The organism is Cupriavidus sp. FW305-26, from assembly GCF_058787975.1.
Map to the genome: position 1 here is coordinate 55,611 of NZ_JBYTAH010000036.1, position 16,358 is coordinate 71,968.

The 16,358-nt window shown below is 67.9% G+C and carries 12 protein-coding genes; 10 read left to right on the forward strand and 2 right to left on the reverse strand.

All coding sequences use genetic code 11. The features are described 5' to 3' along the window. Position 1: 1 nt before the first annotated feature. The gene (locus tag AC3WQZ_RS19710) at positions 2–2,185 is read right to left on the reverse strand and encodes a TonB-dependent siderophore receptor (protein WP_492301103.1); all 2,184 of its coding nucleotides are present in this window, start codon (positions 2,183–2,185) and stop codon (positions 2–4) included. 99 nt (positions 2,186–2,284) lie between these two features. Here AC3WQZ_RS19710 and AC3WQZ_RS19715 point away from each other — a divergent pair, with 99 nt between their 5' ends. Together AC3WQZ_RS19715 and AC3WQZ_RS19720 are read left to right on the forward strand one after the other, a co-directional pair. Further along, on the forward strand, positions 2,285–2,707 hold the full coding sequence (locus AC3WQZ_RS19715; protein WP_010814233.1) for a Fur family transcriptional regulator: 423 nt from the start codon (positions 2,285–2,287) through the stop codon (positions 2,705–2,707). A gap of 131 nt (positions 2,708–2,838) precedes the next feature. Next, on the forward strand, positions 2,839–3,714 hold the full coding sequence (locus AC3WQZ_RS19720; protein WP_010814234.1) for an EamA family transporter: 876 nt from the start codon (positions 2,839–2,841) through the stop codon (positions 3,712–3,714). Here the strand turns inward: AC3WQZ_RS19720 and AC3WQZ_RS19725 are convergent, their stop codons facing one another. Beyond that, positions 3,715–4,296 (reverse strand): GNAT family N-acetyltransferase, encoded by a 582-nt coding sequence (locus tag AC3WQZ_RS19725; RefSeq protein WP_492301104.1) that lies wholly within the window; start codon positions 4,294–4,296, stop codon positions 3,715–3,717. Positions 4,297–4,374: 78 nt separating this feature from the next. On the opposite strand from AC3WQZ_RS19725, the gene AC3WQZ_RS19730 reads away from it, so the two are divergent. The 8 genes from AC3WQZ_RS19730 to AC3WQZ_RS19765 all read left to right on the forward strand — a co-directional run bounded on the left by AC3WQZ_RS19730 (position 4,375) and on the right by AC3WQZ_RS19765 (position 16,212). Further along, on the forward strand, positions 4,375–4,860 hold the full coding sequence (locus AC3WQZ_RS19730) for a winged helix-turn-helix transcriptional regulator (protein ID WP_010814236.1): 486 nt from the start codon (positions 4,375–4,377) through the stop codon (positions 4,858–4,860). A gap of 318 nt (positions 4,861–5,178) precedes the next feature. Beyond that, positions 5,179–6,498: an MFS transporter gene (locus tag AC3WQZ_RS19735; RefSeq protein ID WP_010814237.1), complete on the forward strand. Its 1,320-nt coding sequence runs from the start codon at positions 5,179–5,181 to the stop codon at positions 6,496–6,498. Between the two features lie 65 nt (positions 6,499–6,563). Continuing rightward, a complete protein-coding gene (gene nirB / locus AC3WQZ_RS19740; RefSeq protein ID WP_011616796.1) occupies positions 6,564–9,125 on the forward strand; it encodes a nitrite reductase large subunit NirB in 2,562 nt (853 codons plus the stop codon). A gap of 25 nt (positions 9,126–9,150) precedes the next feature. After that, entirely contained in the window at positions 9,151–9,534 is a 384-nt protein-coding gene (gene nirD, locus AC3WQZ_RS19745) for a nitrite reductase small subunit NirD (protein WP_010814239.1), read from the forward strand. 58 nt (positions 9,535–9,592) lie between these two features. Further along, positions 9,593–10,834, forward strand: coding sequence for an NAD(P)/FAD-dependent oxidoreductase (locus AC3WQZ_RS19750; protein WP_010814240.1), 1,242 nt, complete (start codon positions 9,593–9,595; stop codon positions 10,832–10,834). Positions 10,835–10,875: 41 nt separating this feature from the next. Continuing rightward, positions 10,876–13,605, forward strand: a complete 2,730-nt coding sequence (locus AC3WQZ_RS19755; protein ID WP_492301106.1) for a molybdopterin-dependent oxidoreductase — start codon at positions 10,876–10,878, stop codon at positions 13,603–13,605. Positions 13,606–13,779: 174 nt separating this feature from the next. After that, the gene (locus AC3WQZ_RS19760) at positions 13,780–14,787 is read left to right on the forward strand and encodes a tripartite tricarboxylate transporter substrate-binding protein (protein WP_010814242.1); all 1,008 of its coding nucleotides are present in this window, start codon (positions 13,780–13,782) and stop codon (positions 14,785–14,787) included. Between the two features lie 276 nt (positions 14,788–15,063). Further along, a complete protein-coding gene (locus AC3WQZ_RS19765) occupies positions 15,064–16,212 on the forward strand; it encodes an MFS transporter (RefSeq protein ID WP_492301107.1) in 1,149 nt (382 codons plus the stop codon). Positions 16,213–16,358: the final 146 nt, after the last annotated feature.

Consider the following 16,358-nt stretch of genomic DNA (forward strand, 5'->3'; position numbering starts at 1 on the left):
GTCAATAGCTCAGTTGCACGCCCAGCCGCACACTGCGGCCCGCGCCCGGCGCAATCCACAGGCTGCTGTACGAACTGGCGTAATAAGTCTTGTCGAACAGGTTGCCCACGTTGAGCGACACGCGCACGTTGCGGCTGTATTGCCAGTAGCCATGCAGGTCCACCAGCACATAGGCCGGCAGCGAGAAGCTGTCCTGCACATCGCCCGGACGCCGCCCCACATAACGCAGGCCGGCACCAACGCCATAGCGCTGGCCCACCGGCGCGGCATCCTCGTATACCGCCAGCACGCTGCCGCTGGTGCGCGGCACGTTGGACAGCGGCGTGCCGGCGGCCAGGCGCGTGTCCTGCGTGATCTCGGCATCGGTCAGCGCAAAACTGCCCGATACGCGCCAGTGGGTGCCAAGCTGCCCGGCCACATCCAGCTCCAGGCCGCGGCTGCGCGCTTCGCCGGCGGCGATATAGAAGGAGGGATCGGACGGGTCGGTGGCCAGCACATTGCGCTTGCGGATCTCAAAGATGGCCAGCGTGGCGCCGCTGCGGCGGTCCTCGCTGTCGAACTTGATGCCGGCCTCCACCGCGCGGCCGCGCTCGGGGTCGAACGGCAGCCCCGCGGCGTCGGCGCCGGCATTGGGACGGAATGACTGGCTGGCATTGGCAAACAGCGACACGTTCTGGCTGGCCAGGTAGCTCACGCCCACGCGCGGCGACACTGCGTTCTGGTGCTGCGTGGTGCGCGTGCCGCGCAGGTGGTTGTCCAGCGACTGGTCGAAGGCGTCGAAGCGCACGCCGGCCAGCACGCGCCAGCGCTCGCCCAGGCTCAGCTGGTCCTGCGCGTAGGCGCCGAGATTGCGCTGGCGCTCGTACGTGTCCATGTTCCACGGCATCGGCGGCGCCGGCTGGCCATAGGCCGGGTCGTAGATGTCGATCGCGTACGGCGCCGCGGCGCTGGGGTTCTTGCGCAGGATCGCCATGGTATTGCCGAAGCGGTAGGCATCCACCCCCATCAGCAGTTCATGCCCGACCGGGCCGGTGCTGAACTTGCCGGTCACGCTGGCCTGCAGCGAGACATCGTCCGACTGGAAGTCACGGTAGCGGCGCTGGCGCCAGAGCGTGCGGCCGTCGGCGGCCAGTGAAGTCGCCTCGCTGCTATGTCCCGTCAGTGCGCCGCCGCGGTAGGACAGGCCGAGCCTGCCCTTCCAGTTCTGACTGAACTGGTGCTCCACGCTGAGCTGGTGCGACTGGCTGTCCAGCCGCATGTCGCCGTCGCCGGGCTCGCCCAGGAAGCGCGAGCGCGGGATGCGGCCCAGCTGGCCGTTGACGGCCACCACGCCGCGGTCCATCGGCGTGGTGTAGCGCTGGAATTCGGCCGCGTACTGCAGCACGGTGTCGTTGCCCAGGGTCCAGGTGAACGACGGCGCCACCAGGTAGCGCTGGCTGTTGATGTAGTCGCGCGTGCTGCCCTGGTGGTCGGCCACGGCGATCAGCCGGCCGGCCACGTTCTCGCCAAGCTGGCCGGTGACATCGGCCGTGGCACGATAGCCGTCGCGCGTGCCAAGCTCGAAGCCATAGCGCTGCGCAGGCCGGAACTGCGGCTGGCGCGTGACCACGTTGAAGGTGCCGCCCGGCTCGCTGGTGCCGTACAGCGATGACGTCGGGCCCTTGAGCACTTCCACGCGTTCGATCGTGGCCGCATCCATCGGCGCGGTATAGCCGCGGTTGGCGGCAAAGCCGTTGACCAGGTAGCCCGCGCCGGTGTTCTCATGGCCGGTGAAGCCGCGCATGGCGAAGTTGTCCCACAGGCCGCCGAAGTTGTTCTGGCGCGCAATGCCGCTGACATAGTCGAAGGTCTGGTCGAAACGGGTCGCGGCGATATCGTCCAGCATGGCGCGCGGCACCACGCGCACCGACTGTGGAATTTCGCGCAGCGGCGTGTCGGTGCGGGTCGCGCCGGAGGCGTCGGGCGGGTTGTATGATGCGGAGGCCGTGCCGACCACCGACACCGCCGGCAGCGTAATATCGGAGGCCTCGGCGGTATCCGCCGCCTCGGCCAGGCCGGACATCGCCAGCATCAGGGCAGCAACCGGCCGCAATGAACGCGCCTGGACCGGGCGCAGGTCTGGCACAACAGGCAGGAACGAAAACGGCGCGCGGCGCCGGGCACGGCTGAGCTGCGCAAGCAGCATAAGGAACACCCCAATAAAAACGAGTCGCGGCGGCGGCCATCCGACTGGCAAACCGCAGCGACTCACTAATGATAATAATTTCTCATTAAGATTCTAGTCATGGAACGCATGACCCGTCAACGCGGCGCCGTCATCGACGCGCTGCGCGAAGCCGGCCGGCCCCTGAGCCCGGCCGAGATCCTGGCCGCGGCCCAGCACCAGGTGCCCTCACTGGGACTGGCTACGGTCTACCGCAACATCCGTGCCCTGGTGGAAGGCGAGCAGGTGCATGCCGTCGAACTGCCGGGCCAGCCGGACCGCTATGAATTGTCGGAAGTGCCGGGTGCCGCGACCCACCGGCACTATTTCCAGTGCCTGTCGTGCGACCGCGTCTTCCCGCTGGAAGGGTGCCCCGGGCATCTGGAAGAGATCACGCCACCGGGTTTCGAAGTGGAGCACCACGAGCTGACGCTACTGGGGCGTTGCCCGGACTGCGCCAGCAAACCCGGCAAGCGGCGCAAGGCGGCGGCTCGGGATCACTGAGCAGCGGCGTGCCCGGGGCACGGCCAACTGTACTGAGCCACTGGCCCGCACCTGTATATGGCGCCCGCGCCGTGCTTGCCGCATGATGCGGCAGCATTGCACAGGCCACGCCATAAAACAGGATCCCCAAATTGCCGCAAACCGCCGCCCACCGTCGCTCGACCCTGCTCGCCGTGCTGGCCCTGACCGGCTCGATGGCCTCGCTGTGCATCGGCACCTCTTTTGCCAAGAGCCTGTTCTCGGCGCTCGGGGCACAGGGCACCACGGCGCTGCGGGTGAGCTTCTCCGCGCTGATCCTGCTGTGCGTCTGGCGCCCGTGGCGCATCCCGCTGACGCGAACCAACGCGCGCGCGATCGCGTTGTACGGCGCGGCGCTGGGCGCGACCAACCTGCTGTTCTACATGTCGCTGCGCACCATCCCGCTGGGGCTGGCGATCGCGATCGAGTTCACCGGGCCGCTGGCGGTCGCGGTGCTGTCGTCGCGGCGCGCGATTGATTTCCTGTGGATCGCCTTTGCCGTGGCCGGGCTGCTGCTGTTGCTGCCGGTCGGCGATGCCGCCGGCACGCTCGATCCGGTGGGCATCGGCTATGCGCTGGCCGCGGGCGTGGGCTGGGCGCTGTATATCGTGTTCGGGCAGATGGCGGGCAACGCCCACGGCGGGCAGGCCACCGCGCTGGGGCTGACCATGGCGGCGCTGGTGGTGCTGCCGTTCGGGCTCGCGCATGCGGGCACCGCGATGTTCAGCCCGACGCTGCTGCTGTTCGGGCTGGCGGTGGGCATCCTGTCGAGCGCGATCCCCTATTCGCTGGAAATGGTGGCGCTCAAGCGCCTGCACCGGCGCACCTTCGGCATCCTGCTGAGCATGGAGCCGGCGATGGGCGCGCTGGCCGGGCTGGCGTTCCTGCATGAACAGCTGAGCGCGCTGCAATGGCTGGCGATCGCCAGCATCATCACGGCCTCGGCAGGTTGCACCATGACCTCGCGCGGCAAGCGCGACGCCAGTTAATCAGCGCGCGCCGAACCAGTCCGCCGGCAGCCGCTGCGGGCTGCGCGCCGGCTGGCCAAGCGCCAGCGTGACTTCATGCAGGTGGCTGTCCTGCGGATTGCGGCGGCTGGCAAAGCCGAGGCCGCGCAGGATGGCCAGCATGCGGCGGTTCTCGCTGAGCACGTCGCCGCGCAGGGTGCGCAGGCCGGCCGCGCGCGCCAGTTCGCACAGCCTGGCGATCAGGCGCCGCCCCAGTCCCTGCCCTTGCCAGCCGTCGGCAACCACCACGGCAAATTCCCCGACCTGCCCGGACACCACGTATTCCGCGCTGGCGACAATGGCTGAGACACCAACTTCGTCGGGCGCCTCCACCACCAGCGCCACCCCGCCAGGTCCGGGCGCGGCCAGGCCGTCGACAATCGCGTCCACCACGCGCCCGCCGCTCAGGAAGCGGAAGTAGCGGCTCTCACGCGAGAGCCCATCCACCAGCGCGCGCAGCGCCCTGCCATCCTGAGGCCGCGTATGGCGCAGCGTGACCTGCACGCCCCGTCCCACCGTCCAGCTTTCCGCCTTGCCCGTGCGGGCCTCGCTCTGATCATCCATCCCGGCACCATCTGGATTCAAAATTCGTAGTCAGAGTATAGGAGATAACCTGACTTTTGCAAATGAAGTCAGCATGCTATGCTTGCCGGCATCATGACCCTCAATGCGTCCGACCTCCGCCACTGCTCGATTGCCGCGACGCTGTCGCTGATCGGCGAAAAGTGGACGATCCTGATCCTGCGCGATGTCTTCCATGGCGTGACGCGCTTCGACGACTTCCTGCGCCGGCTGGAATGCTCGCCCGCGGTGCTGTCCGCGCGCCTCAAGACGCTGACCGACGCCGGCCTGCTGCGCAAGGTCGGCTACCGCGAGCCCGGCGAGCGCGAACGCTTCGAATACCGCCCCACCCGCGCGGCCGTCGAGTTGCTGCCGGTGCTGGTCGGCCTGATGCAGTGGGGCGACAGCCACATGGCCCCGTCCGGCGAAGGCCCGGTGCAGATCCGCTCGCGCGCCAGCGGCAAGCTGGTGCGCGCGGCATTGGTCGACGAGGACGGCGTGGAAGTGTCGCCGCGCGATATGCGGATCATTCCCGTCAACGCCCAGTCCCCGGCTTCGGACCAGTAGCGCCGACCGCGGTATTGCATCGCACCAGCGCAGCCCACCGCACTGCACCATGAGTGTGCCGCCAGCCCGGCGGCCGCCCCACCACAGCGCATCCCGGCATCACTCCGCCGCACCCAGCGCAACAAACCCCCACTCACCGTCACATGCCGGCCTGGCACACCCCTTGCGTAACAGGGTACGGGCCCGTCAACGGCGACCGGCCCACCCCACATACGCAGCCCCTATCCCATGTAGTGGCTGTCAGGACAACGGCGTCCCCTGAACTGGCCTGAGCGGCCTGGTCTGCGGGACGCCATTTGTTTTTTGGAGCCAAGGACGATGACCGCCAAAGCCACCCGCATCGAGCTGCTGAGCTTTAGGACCCCGCAGATGCGCGCCTTCCACCTGACCTGGATGGCGTTCTTCGTCTGCTTCTTTGCGTGGTTTGCCTGCGCTCCGCTGATGCCTGTGCTCAAGGGCGAGTTCGGCCTGACCCCGGGCCAGATCGCCAACATCAATATCGCGGCGGTGGCGGTGACCATCCTGGTGCGCCTGGTGATTGGCCCGATGTGCGACCGCTTCGGCCCGCGCAAGACCTACACCGGCCTGCTGGCGCTGGGCGCGCTGCCGGTGCTGGGCGTGGCGCTGGCACAGAACTACGAGACCTTCCTGACCTTCCGCCTGCTGATCGGCGCAGTCGGCGCCAGCTTTGTGATCACGCAGTACCACACCTCGGTGATGTTCGCGCCCAACGTGGTCGGCACCGCCAACGCGGCCGCGGCCGGCTGGGGCAATGCCGGCGGCGGCGCCGCACAGGCCATCATGCCGCTGCTGCTGGCTGCCGTGCTGATGCTCGGCGCCGACCACGCGTTCGGCTGGCGCTTCGCCCTGCTGGTGCCGGGCGTGCTGATGCTGATCATGGCCGTCATTTACTGGCGCTTCACCCAGGACTGCCCGGAAGGCAACTACTCGGACCTGCGCGCCCGCGGCATCGCCATCACCGGCAAGGACGGTGGCAAGGGCGGCGGCTGGGCCAGCTTCCGCGCCGCCAGCGCCAACTACCGCGTGTGGCTGCTGTTCATCACCTACGGCGCCTGCTTCGGCGTTGAGATCTTCATCCACAACATCGCCGCCTCGTATTACGTGGACCGCTTCGGCCTGAGCCTGAAGGCTGCCGGCATGGCCGCCGCGAGCTTCGGCCTGCTGGCGCTGTTTGCCCGCGCCCTGGGTGGCTGGCTGTCGGACAAGGCGGCGCGCCGCCGCGGCCTGGACGCACGCGCCACGCTGCTGTTCGTGCTGATCCTGGGCGAAGGCCTGGGCCTGCTGTGGTTCGCGCAGGCCGGCAGTGTGACGCTGGCCGTGGTCGCGATGCTGCTGTTCGGCCTGTTCACCCACATGGCCTGCGGCGCGACCTACGCGCTGGTGCCCTTTATCGACCGCAAGGCGCTGGGCGGCGTGGCCGGCATCATCGGCGCGGGCGGCAACGTTGGCGCCGTCGCCGCGGGCTTCCTGCTCAAGGGCCTGGGCGACCTGCAGCACACGCTGACAGTGCTGGGCGTGCTCGCCACCATCTCCGCACTTTGCGCCATCGCCATCCGCTTCACCGCCGAGCACAAGGCCCAGGAGCAGGCGCTGTACGACAGCGCAATGGCCAGCTGATTTTGAAGCATCGCCCCCACAGCACAACAAGCAGCAAAGACTGACTACCGGACAAGGAAAGCATCATGAAACTGATCATCGTCGGCCACGGCATGGTGGGTCACAAGTTCCTGGAGTGCCTGGCGGAAGCCGGCGCGCAGAACGTGGAAGTGACCGTGCTGTGCGAAGAACCACGTCCCGCCTACGATCGCGTGCACCTGTCCGAATTCTTCGCCGGCAAGTCAGCCGAGGACCTGTCGCTGGTGCCCGCCGGCTTCTTCGAGCAGCACAACAACATGCTGCTGCGCCTGAATGCGCGTGCGGTGGAGATCGACCGCGCCGCGCGCACGGTGAAGGTGTCGACCGGCGAGACCCTGTCCTATGACAAGCTGATCCTCGCCACCGGTTCCTACCCCTTCGTGCCGCCGGTGCCGGGCAAGGACCGCAAGGACTGCTTTGTCTATCGCACCATCGAAGACCTGGAAGCGATGCGCGAATGCGGTGCGCGCTCGAAGACCGGCGTAGTGGTCGGCGGTGGCCTGCTTGGCCTGGAGTGCGCCAAGGCGCTGCGCGACATGGACCTGCAAACGCACGTGGTCGAGTTTGCGCCGCGCCTGATGGCGGTGCAGGTCGACGAAGGCGGCGGCCGCATGCTGCGCCAGAAGATCCATGGCCTGGGCGTGACCGCGCACACCGGCAAGAACACGGTGGAGATCATCGACGGCGAAGACGGCACCCACCGCATGGTGTTTGCCGACGGCACCCACCTCGACACCGACATGATCGTGTTCTCGGCCGGTATCCGCCCGCGCGACGAACTGGCGCGCACCAGCGGCCTGGCGGTGGGCGAGCGCGGCGGCATCGTGGTGGACAACCAGTGCCTCACCTCGGATCCCGACATCTACGCCATCGGCGAATGCGCGCTGTGGCAAGGCAAGATCTACGGCCTGGTGGCGCCGGGCTATGACATGGCCCGCGTCGCCGCGCGCCACCTGCAGGGCGAAGCCGCCGAGTTTGCCGGCGCCGACATGAGCACCAAGCTCAAGCTGATGGGCGTGGACGTGGCCAGCATCGGCGACCCGCACGGCACCGTGCCGGGCGCGCGCTTCTACCAGTTCTGCGACGACCGCAAGGAGGTCTACAAGAAGCTGGTGGTGTCCGACTGCGGCAAGTACCTGCTGGGCGGCGTGCTGATCGGCGACGCCAGCGAGTACGGCACGCTGCTGCAGATGATGCTGAACAAGATCGAGCTGCCCGAGTCGCCCGAGTTCCTGATACTGCCCGACAGCAGCGGCAAGGCCAAGCCCGCGCTGGGCGCCGATGCCCTGCCCGACACCGCCCAGATCTGCTCGTGCAACAACGTCTCCAAGAGCGAGATCTGCGCGGCCGTGTGCGACGGCGCCACCAGCATCGGCGCGCTCAAGACCTGCACCAAGGCCGGCACCGCCTGCGGCGGCTGCGTGCCGCTGGTCACGCAGATCATGAAGGCCGAGATGAAGAAGCAGGGCATGGCCGTCAACAACCACCTCTGCGAGCACTTCCCGTACTCGCGCCAGGAGCTGTATCACCTGGTTCGCGTGGGCAAGTTCAAGACCTTCGATGCGCTGCTGGAAGCGCATGGCAAGGGCATGGGCTGCGACATCTGCAAGCCCGCGGTGGGCAGCATCCTGGCCTCGTGCTGGAACGAGTTCGTGCTCAAGGAAGAGCACGCCAGCCTGCAGGATTCCAACGACTACTACCTGGCCAACATCCAGAAGGACGGCACCTATTCGGTGGTGCCGCGCATGCCGGGCGGCGAAGTCACGCCCGAGGGCCTGATCGCGGTCGGCCAGGTGGCCAAGAAGTATGGTCTCTACACCAAGATCACCGGCGGCCAGCGCGTGGACCTGTTTGGTGCGCGCGCCGAGGAACTGCCCTTCATCTGGGAAGAACTGATCGCCGCCGGCTTTGAGTCCGGCCATGCCTACGGCAAGGCGCTGCGCACGGTGAAGTCGTGCGTGGGCTCCACCTGGTGCCGCTATGGCGTGGGCGATTCGGTGGGCCTGGCGATCGAGCTGGAGAACCGCTACAAGGGCCTGCGCGCGCCGCACAAGATCAAGTTCGGCGTGTCCGGCTGCACCCGCGAATGCGCCGAGGCGCAGGGCAAGGACGTTGGCGTGATCGCCACCGACAAGGGCTGGAACCTGTACGTGTGCGGCAACGGCGGCATGAAGCCGCGCCACGCCGAGCTGCTGGCCAGCGACCTGGACCACGACACCCTGGTGCGCTACATCGACCGCTTCCTGATGTTCTACGTGCGCACCGCCGACCGCCTGCAGCGCACCAGCGTCTGGCGCGACAACCTCGAAGGCGGCCTGGACTACCTCAAGGCCGTGGTGCTGGACGACAAGCTGGGCCTCGCCGCCGAACTGGAAGCCGAGATGCAGCATGTGGTCGACACCTACGAAGACGAGTGGAAGAAGGCCGTGACCGACCCCGAGACGCGCAAGCGCTTCCGCCATTTCGTCAACAGCGACCGCCGCGACGACAACGTCGCCTTTGTCGAAGAGCGCGGGCAGATCCGCCCGGCCACGCCGGAGGAACGGAAATTGCGTCGTTCTCGCCTGAGCCAGATTCCCGTGGTTGCCATGCCCGCAAAAGCAGCCTGACCGTGCCGCAAACAAGGAGAACGTGATGAGCCATCCCCACCATCCTGAGACCTGGACCGCCGTCTGCACCGTACGCGATATCGTGCCCAATACTGGTGTGTGCGCGCTGGTCGACGACAAGCAGGTCGCCGTGTTCCGCATCGGCCGTGGCGACGAAGTCTACGCCATCGACAACTTCGATCCCAACTCGCAGGCCGCGGTGCTGTCGCGCGGGCTGGTCGGCAACCTCGGCGAGCGCCTGGTGGTGGCTTCGCCGATCTACAAGCATCACTTCGACCTGCGCACCGGCGAATGCCTGGAAGCGCCCGAGCAGTCCGTCAGTGCCTACGCCGCACGCGTCTATGACGGCAAGGTCTGGATTGCCGCCGGCGTGGCCGTGAGCGAGGCCGAGGAAGAACTCGCAGCCTGACACCGGCGCCCATTTGATGTTCCCCCTGTCCTCAAGCCACGCCAACGGAGATGCCGGCATGACGCCTTCCGCCACCCCCCAAGCCCGCCCGCGCCTGGTCGTCGTCGGCAACGGCATGGCCGGCATGCGCACTGTGGAAGAGCTGCTCAGGCTCGCCCCGGACCTGTACGACATCACGGTGTTCGGGGCCGAGCCGCACGGCAACTACAACCGCATCCTGCTATCGCCGGTGCTGGCCGGCGAGAAGACGGTAGCGGACATCATGCTGAACACGCGCGAGTGGTACGCCGAGCATGGCATCGAACTGCTTGCCGGCGATCCGGTGGTGGCCATCGACCGCCCGCGCCGCATCGTGCGCTCGGCCTCCGGCCGCGAAGTGCGCTACGACCGCCTGCTGCTGGCCACCGGCTCCAAGCCCTTCATCCTGCCGGTGCCGGGGCACCAGCTCGACGGCGTGATCGCCTTCCGCGATATCCAGGACGTGGAGACCATGCAGCAAGCCGCGCGCGACCACCGCCATGCGGTGGTGATCGGCGGCGGCCTGCTCGGCCTGGAGGCCGCCAACGGGCTGCTGCGCCAGGGCATGGACGTGACCGTGGTGCACCTGCCCGACAGCCTGATGGAGCGCCAGCTCGACAAGCCCGCTGCCACGCTGCTCCAGGGCGCGCTCGAACGCAAGGGCCTGCGCTTCCTGCTGGGCGCTCAGACCGCGGAGATTCTCGGCATCGACCGCGTCACCGGCGTGCGCTTCAAGGACGGCAGCGAGATCCCCGCCGACCTGGTGGTGATGACCGCCGGCGTGCGCCCCAATATCGAGCTGGCCGCCGGCGCCGGCCTGCACTGCGAGCGCGCCATCGTCGTCGACGACACGCTGCAGACCTATGATCCGCGCATCTACGCCGTGGGCGAGTGCGTGCAGCATCGCCAGGCCACCTTCGGCCTGGTGGCGCCGATCTGGGATCAGGCGCGCGTGTGCGCCGCGCACCTCGCCGGCGCCGGCCATCGCCACTACGTGCAGCAGGCCACCGCGACTAAACTGAAAGTGACCGGCGTCGACCTGTATTCCGCCGGCGACTTCATCGGCGCCGAAGGCAGTGAAGACCTGGTGCTGCGCGACCCGCGCCGCGGCGTCTACAAGCGCCTGGTGCTGCAGGACGGCTATCTGGTCGGCGCCGTGCTGTACGGCGACGTGCAGGACGGCCCCTGGTACTTCGACATGATCCAGCGCCGCACGCCGGTGGGCGCGCTGCGCCAGCGCCTGCTGTTCGGTCAGGCGCAGTGCGAAGCGCTCGCCGCATAAGCATCACCGTAAGCCATATAACGCCCCCGCACGGAGAACGCGTGAACCTGTCCGACATCCCGGTCGTCTCGGCGACCCTGACCACCACCACCGCCACCACCTGCCCGTACTGCGGCGTCGGCTGCGGCGTGCGCGCCACCGTGCGCGCCGACGGCCAGGTCGAGATCGCGGGCGACGCGCAGCACCCGTCCAATCACGGCCGGCTGTGCGTGAAAGGCTCGGCGCTCGGTGAAACCGTGGACCTGGAAGGCCGCCTGCTCCACCCCAAGGTGTGCGGCACCGATGGCTCCCTGCAGCAAGTCTCGTGGGACCATGCGCTGGACACCGTCGCGCAAGGCTTCTCGGACATCGTCCGCCGCCACGGCCCGGATTCGGTCGCGCTCTATGTCTCGGGCCAGCTGCTGACCGAGGACTACTACATCGCCAACAAGCTGATGAAGGGCTTCATCGGCAGCGCCAATATCGACACCAACTCGCGCCTGTGCATGTCGTCGGCAGTGGCCGGCCACAAGCGCGCCTTCGGCGAAGACCTGGTGCCGGGCAACTACGAAGACCTGGAACTGGCCGACCTGGTGGTGCTGGTGGGCTCCAACACCGCGTGGTGCCATCCGATCCTGTTCCAGCGCCTGTCCCGGGCCAAGGAAGCGCGCCCCGAGATGAAGATCGTGGCGATCGACCCGCGCCGCACCGCCACCTGCGAACTGGCCGACCTGCACCTGGCGATCCGCCCGGGCACCGACGTGTGGCTGTTCAACGGGCTGCTGAGCTACCTGGCGCGCGAAGGCCGCACCAACGCCGCCTTCGTCGCCGCCAGCACCGCGGGGCTGGATGAAGCCCTGCAGGCCGCGGACGCGGCCTGCGCCGATCCCGCTGCCGTGGCCCGCGCCTGCAAGCTGGACGTGCAGGACGTGCTGGCGTTCTACCAGCTGTTCGCGGATACGGAAAAGACCGTGACCGCCTTCTCGCAAGGCGTCAACCAGTCGTCGGCCGGCACCGACAAGGTCAACAGCATCATCAACTGCCACCTGCTGACCGGCCGCATCGGCGCCCCGGGCATGGGCCCGTTCTCTCTTACCGGCCAGCCCAATGCAATGGGCGGGCGCGAGGTCGGCGGCCTGGCCAACATGCTGGCCGCGCACATGGAACTGGCCAACCCGCTGCATCGCGACGTCGTGCAGAGCTTCTGGCAATCGCCGGTGGTGGCTGACCGCCCGGGCCTGAAGGCGGTGGAACTGTTCGAGGCGATCGAAGCCGGCCGCGTCAAGGCGGTCTGGGTGATCGCCACCAACCCGGTGGTAAGCCTGCCCGACGCCGACCAGGTGCGCCGCGCGCTGGCCAGGTGCGAACTGGTAGTCACCAGCGACATCATCGAGCGCACCGACACCAATGCTGCCGCGCACGTGCTGCTGCCCGCGCTGGGCTGGGGCGAGAAAGACGGCACCGTTACCAACTCGGAACGACGCATTTCCCGCCAGCGTGCCTTCCTGCCCGCGCCTGGCGAGGCGCGCGCCGACTGGCGGATCCTGTGCGACGTCGCGCGCCGCATGGGCTTTGACGGCTTCGACTATGCGGGCGTGCATGAGATTTTCGACGAGCACGCGCGCCTGAGCGCCTGGCGCAACGATGCCGCACCGCGCGTGTTCGACATCGGCGGGCTGGCCGGCCTGGACCAGGAGCACTATGACGCGCTGGAGCCCGTGCAATGGCCGCTGCCAGCGGGCGCACCGGCTGGCGCCGGCACGCAGCGCCTGTTTGCCGACGGCCGCTACGCCCATGCCGACGGCCTGGCCCGCTTTGTCGCCGCGCCGCCGCGCGCGCCGGCCCACGCGCCCGACGACGATTTCCCGCTGATCCTCAACACCGGCCGCGTGCGCGACCAGTGGCACACCATGACGCGCACCGGCAAGTCGGCCAAGCTGGCCGACCACCTGCCCGAACCCTTCGTCGACATGCACCCGCAGGACGCGCTGTTGTCCGGCGTGGGCGAAGGCAAGCTCGCGCGCGTCAGCACGCGCTGGGGCGCGATGGTGGCACGCGTGCGCCATGGCGGCGGCATCCCGCGCGGCAGCGTGTTCGTGCCGATCCACTGGAACGGCCAGTTCAGCTCCGACGCACGCGTCGGCGCGCTGGTCAATCCCGTGGTCGATCCCGTTTCCGGCGAGCCCGAATTCAAGCACACGCCAGTACGGGTGGAGCCATTCGGCGTGAACTGGCATGGTTTCGTGCTGAGCCGCAGCGCGCTGCCCGCGGAAGCGCTGACCTACTGGACGCGCGTGCAGGGCCGCCAGTTCCAGCGCTATGAATTCGCCGGCCGCGACACCGTGGCCGACCGCACCGCCTGGGCCCGCGCGCTGCTCGGCGTGACCGATCCGGACGCCGACTGGCTCGAGTACGAGGACCGCACCGCCGGCGTCTACCATGCGGGCTATGTCGTCAACGACCGGCTGGAAGCGTGCGTCTACGTGTCGACGCGGCCCGAGTTGCCCTCGCGCGCGTGGCTCGCCGGCCTGTTCGGCCGCGAGCGGCTGGAAGACGCCGACCGCATCGGCCTGCTGCTCGGCCAGCCGATGGAGAAAGGCGCCGACACCGGCCCGACCGTGTGCTCGTGCTTTGGCGTGGGCCGCAACACCATCTGCGACGCCGTGCGCAAGCACGACCTGAAGACGCCCGCGGAGATCACCGCCTGCGTCAAGGCCGGCGGCAACTGCGGCTCGTGCGTGCCGGAACTGAAGAAGCTGCTGGTGGAAGTGCGCGTGGCCGAGGTCGCCTGACCAGTGCAGTGCCGAGGCAACCGGGCTACCAGCCAGCCGGCCTGATCTTCCATCACGGATTAGGCACCCTTCACGAGAACCAGATTGCGGTCGCGGCGGCATACCCCCATGCTAGCCGCGCAACCCCGACAAGCCGCCCCGGACTCACGGCGCGGCACCAATCTGGAGACAGCAATGAAGGATGCGAAGGATTTGCGCGCCGGGCCACGATGGCTGGCGGGCGTGATGGTGATGGCCTCGGCGCTGGCTGGCACAAGCGCCGCGGCAGCGGCTGACGCCTACCCCGGCAAGCCGATCACGCTGGTCGTCCCCTACTCCGCCGGCGGCCCGACCGACGTCGTGGCACGCACGCTGGCGCAGGCGATGTCGCAGGATCTCGGTCAGAGCGTGGTGGTGGAAAACCGCACCGGCGCCGGCGGCACCGTGGCTGCCGCCTTTGTCGCCCGCGCACAGGCGGACGGCTATACGCTGCTGATCCACCATAATGGCATGGCGACCGCGCCGGCACTGTACAAGAAGCTGTCGTACGCGCCGCTGAAGGATTTCGAGTATGTCGGCCAGGTCGCGGACGTGCCGATGACCCTGATGGGCCGCAAGGACCTGCCGGCCAAGACCGTGCCGGAACTGATCCGCTACGTGACGCAGAACAAGGACAAGGTGTCGCTGGCCAATGCCGGGCTGGGCGCCGTATCGCAACTATGCGGCGTGCTGTTCGAGCAATCGGTCCACGTCAAGCTCAATGCAATTCCTTACCAGGGCGCCGGCCCCGCGCTGACCGCACTGCTGGGCGGCCAGGTCGACCTGCTGTGCGACCAGACCACGGCCACGCTGCCCCATATCCAGGCCGACCGCGTGCGCCTGTTCGGCGTGACCACGCCGGCGCGGATCAAGGCGCTGCCCAGTGCGCCAACGCTGCAGGAAGGCGGTCTCAAGGGCTTTGACGTCAAGGTCTGGCACGGCATCTACGCGCCCAAGGGCACGCCGCCCGCTGCAGTGGCGCGGCTGACCAAGGCGCTGCAGAAGGGGCTGCAAGATCCCGTGGTGATCAAGAAACTCGATGGCCTGGGTGCGGAAATCGTGCCGGTCGACAAGCAGACGCCGGAAGGCCTGCGCACACTGCTCAAGGCTGAGAGCGACAAGTGGCAGCCGCTGCTGAAGTCGATGCAGATCGAGGCCGACTAACTTTCCGCCATGCCACCGGTGCCTGGGCACCGGTGGCCCCTGATTGCTGGCAATACGATAGAATCATCCCTGACTTCCCGGCGATCTTTCTGAATCGCCCCTTCTCGCAGTACCCGGTGCCGGCTCGCACCACCCATCTTGCCCGACTCAGCGGCGCATTCATTTTCCGGATTTACCCACTGTTAGGCGGCGATGCGCCCTTGTTACGTCGCGTTTCGCACGTCTTGGCCGGTATCGCCACGTCCCATCAATGTTGAAGCCCGAGGAGGCTACCCTATGCCATCTCCTTGCCTGCTGCCCGTGCTTGCCCTCGCCGTGTGCATGGTCGGCGCTGCTGAATTCATGTTGTCACCGATGCTGGCGCCGCTTGCAGACGCTTTTGCCACCACCCCGGCGCGCGCATCGGGACTCGTTTCTGCCTATGCCCTTTCCTATGCCTTGGCCGCGCCGTTGATGGGCTGGTTCTCCGATCGTGCCGGACGGCGCCGCGTGCTGCTGGCTGCATTGCTGTTGTTCGCACTCGATGGCATCGCCCTCACGCTCGTCCCTACGCTGCATGCCGCCATGGCATTGCGTATCCTCGGCGGGCTCGCCGCCGCGGCCACGATTCCCACCGTCTTCGCATTGATCGCAGATCTGGTTCCCCCGGCGCGGCAGGCTGGCGCCATGGGCGGCGTCATGCTAGGCATGACCGCCGGCATTGCCGCAGGCCCGGCAGTGGCCGGGGTACTGGCCGATGGATTCGGCTGGCGCGCTCCCTTCCTTGTCACCGCAGGTGGTTGCCTGGCGGCCCTTCTTGCCGGCTGCCACGTACTTCCGCGCAATCTGCCGCGTAGCGGCGACTGCCAGGAAAAATCCAGGAACATCCCAGCATCTTCAGGCATCCTGCTTCCATTGATCGCGAAAGGCGCCTGGAATGGAAGCGCCGTAGCGGCCTATGTACTAGCGGGGGAAGTGCTGCGGCTGCGTTACGGGCTCGGCGTGCCCGGCGTCGGCGCGGCACTTTCGGTGTTCGGCCTCGGCCTGGCCGTTGGCAATCTGCTGGCAGGGCGTGCCAGCCAGTGCTTCGCGCGCGAGGAAAGTGTTTTGATAGTGGCCACCGCGCTTGTCGCCGTGGCCCTGACCTTGTTCACAACAGGCGTCTTGGGGTTGCCCGGGTCGCTTGGCTGCCTGCTGGCGTGGGGCGCGGCACTCGGCATCGCGGCGCCATCTAGCACCGCCATCCTGGCTCGGCGGGCCGGCGCAGCAAAGGGACAGATTCTGGCCGTCTCGGAAAGCATCAACAACCTGGCTGTGCTGATGCTGATGCCGGTTGCGGCCAGCTCACTGGCAGTGCACGGCACCGTGCCAGCCGCATTGCTGGTTGGAGGCTGCTGCCTGGCCGGCGTTGCGCTGGCTGTCGCGGACCGGCGGATGACGGCATGAGGGGCGCGGGCGTGATTTTCCGCCGCGCCAAAGCAAAAACCCCCAGCCTTTTGGGGCTGGGGGTTCTGCGGAATAAGAGCCTGGCGATGACCTACTTTCACACGGGAATCCGCACTATCATCGGCGCGGAGCTGTTTCACGGACCT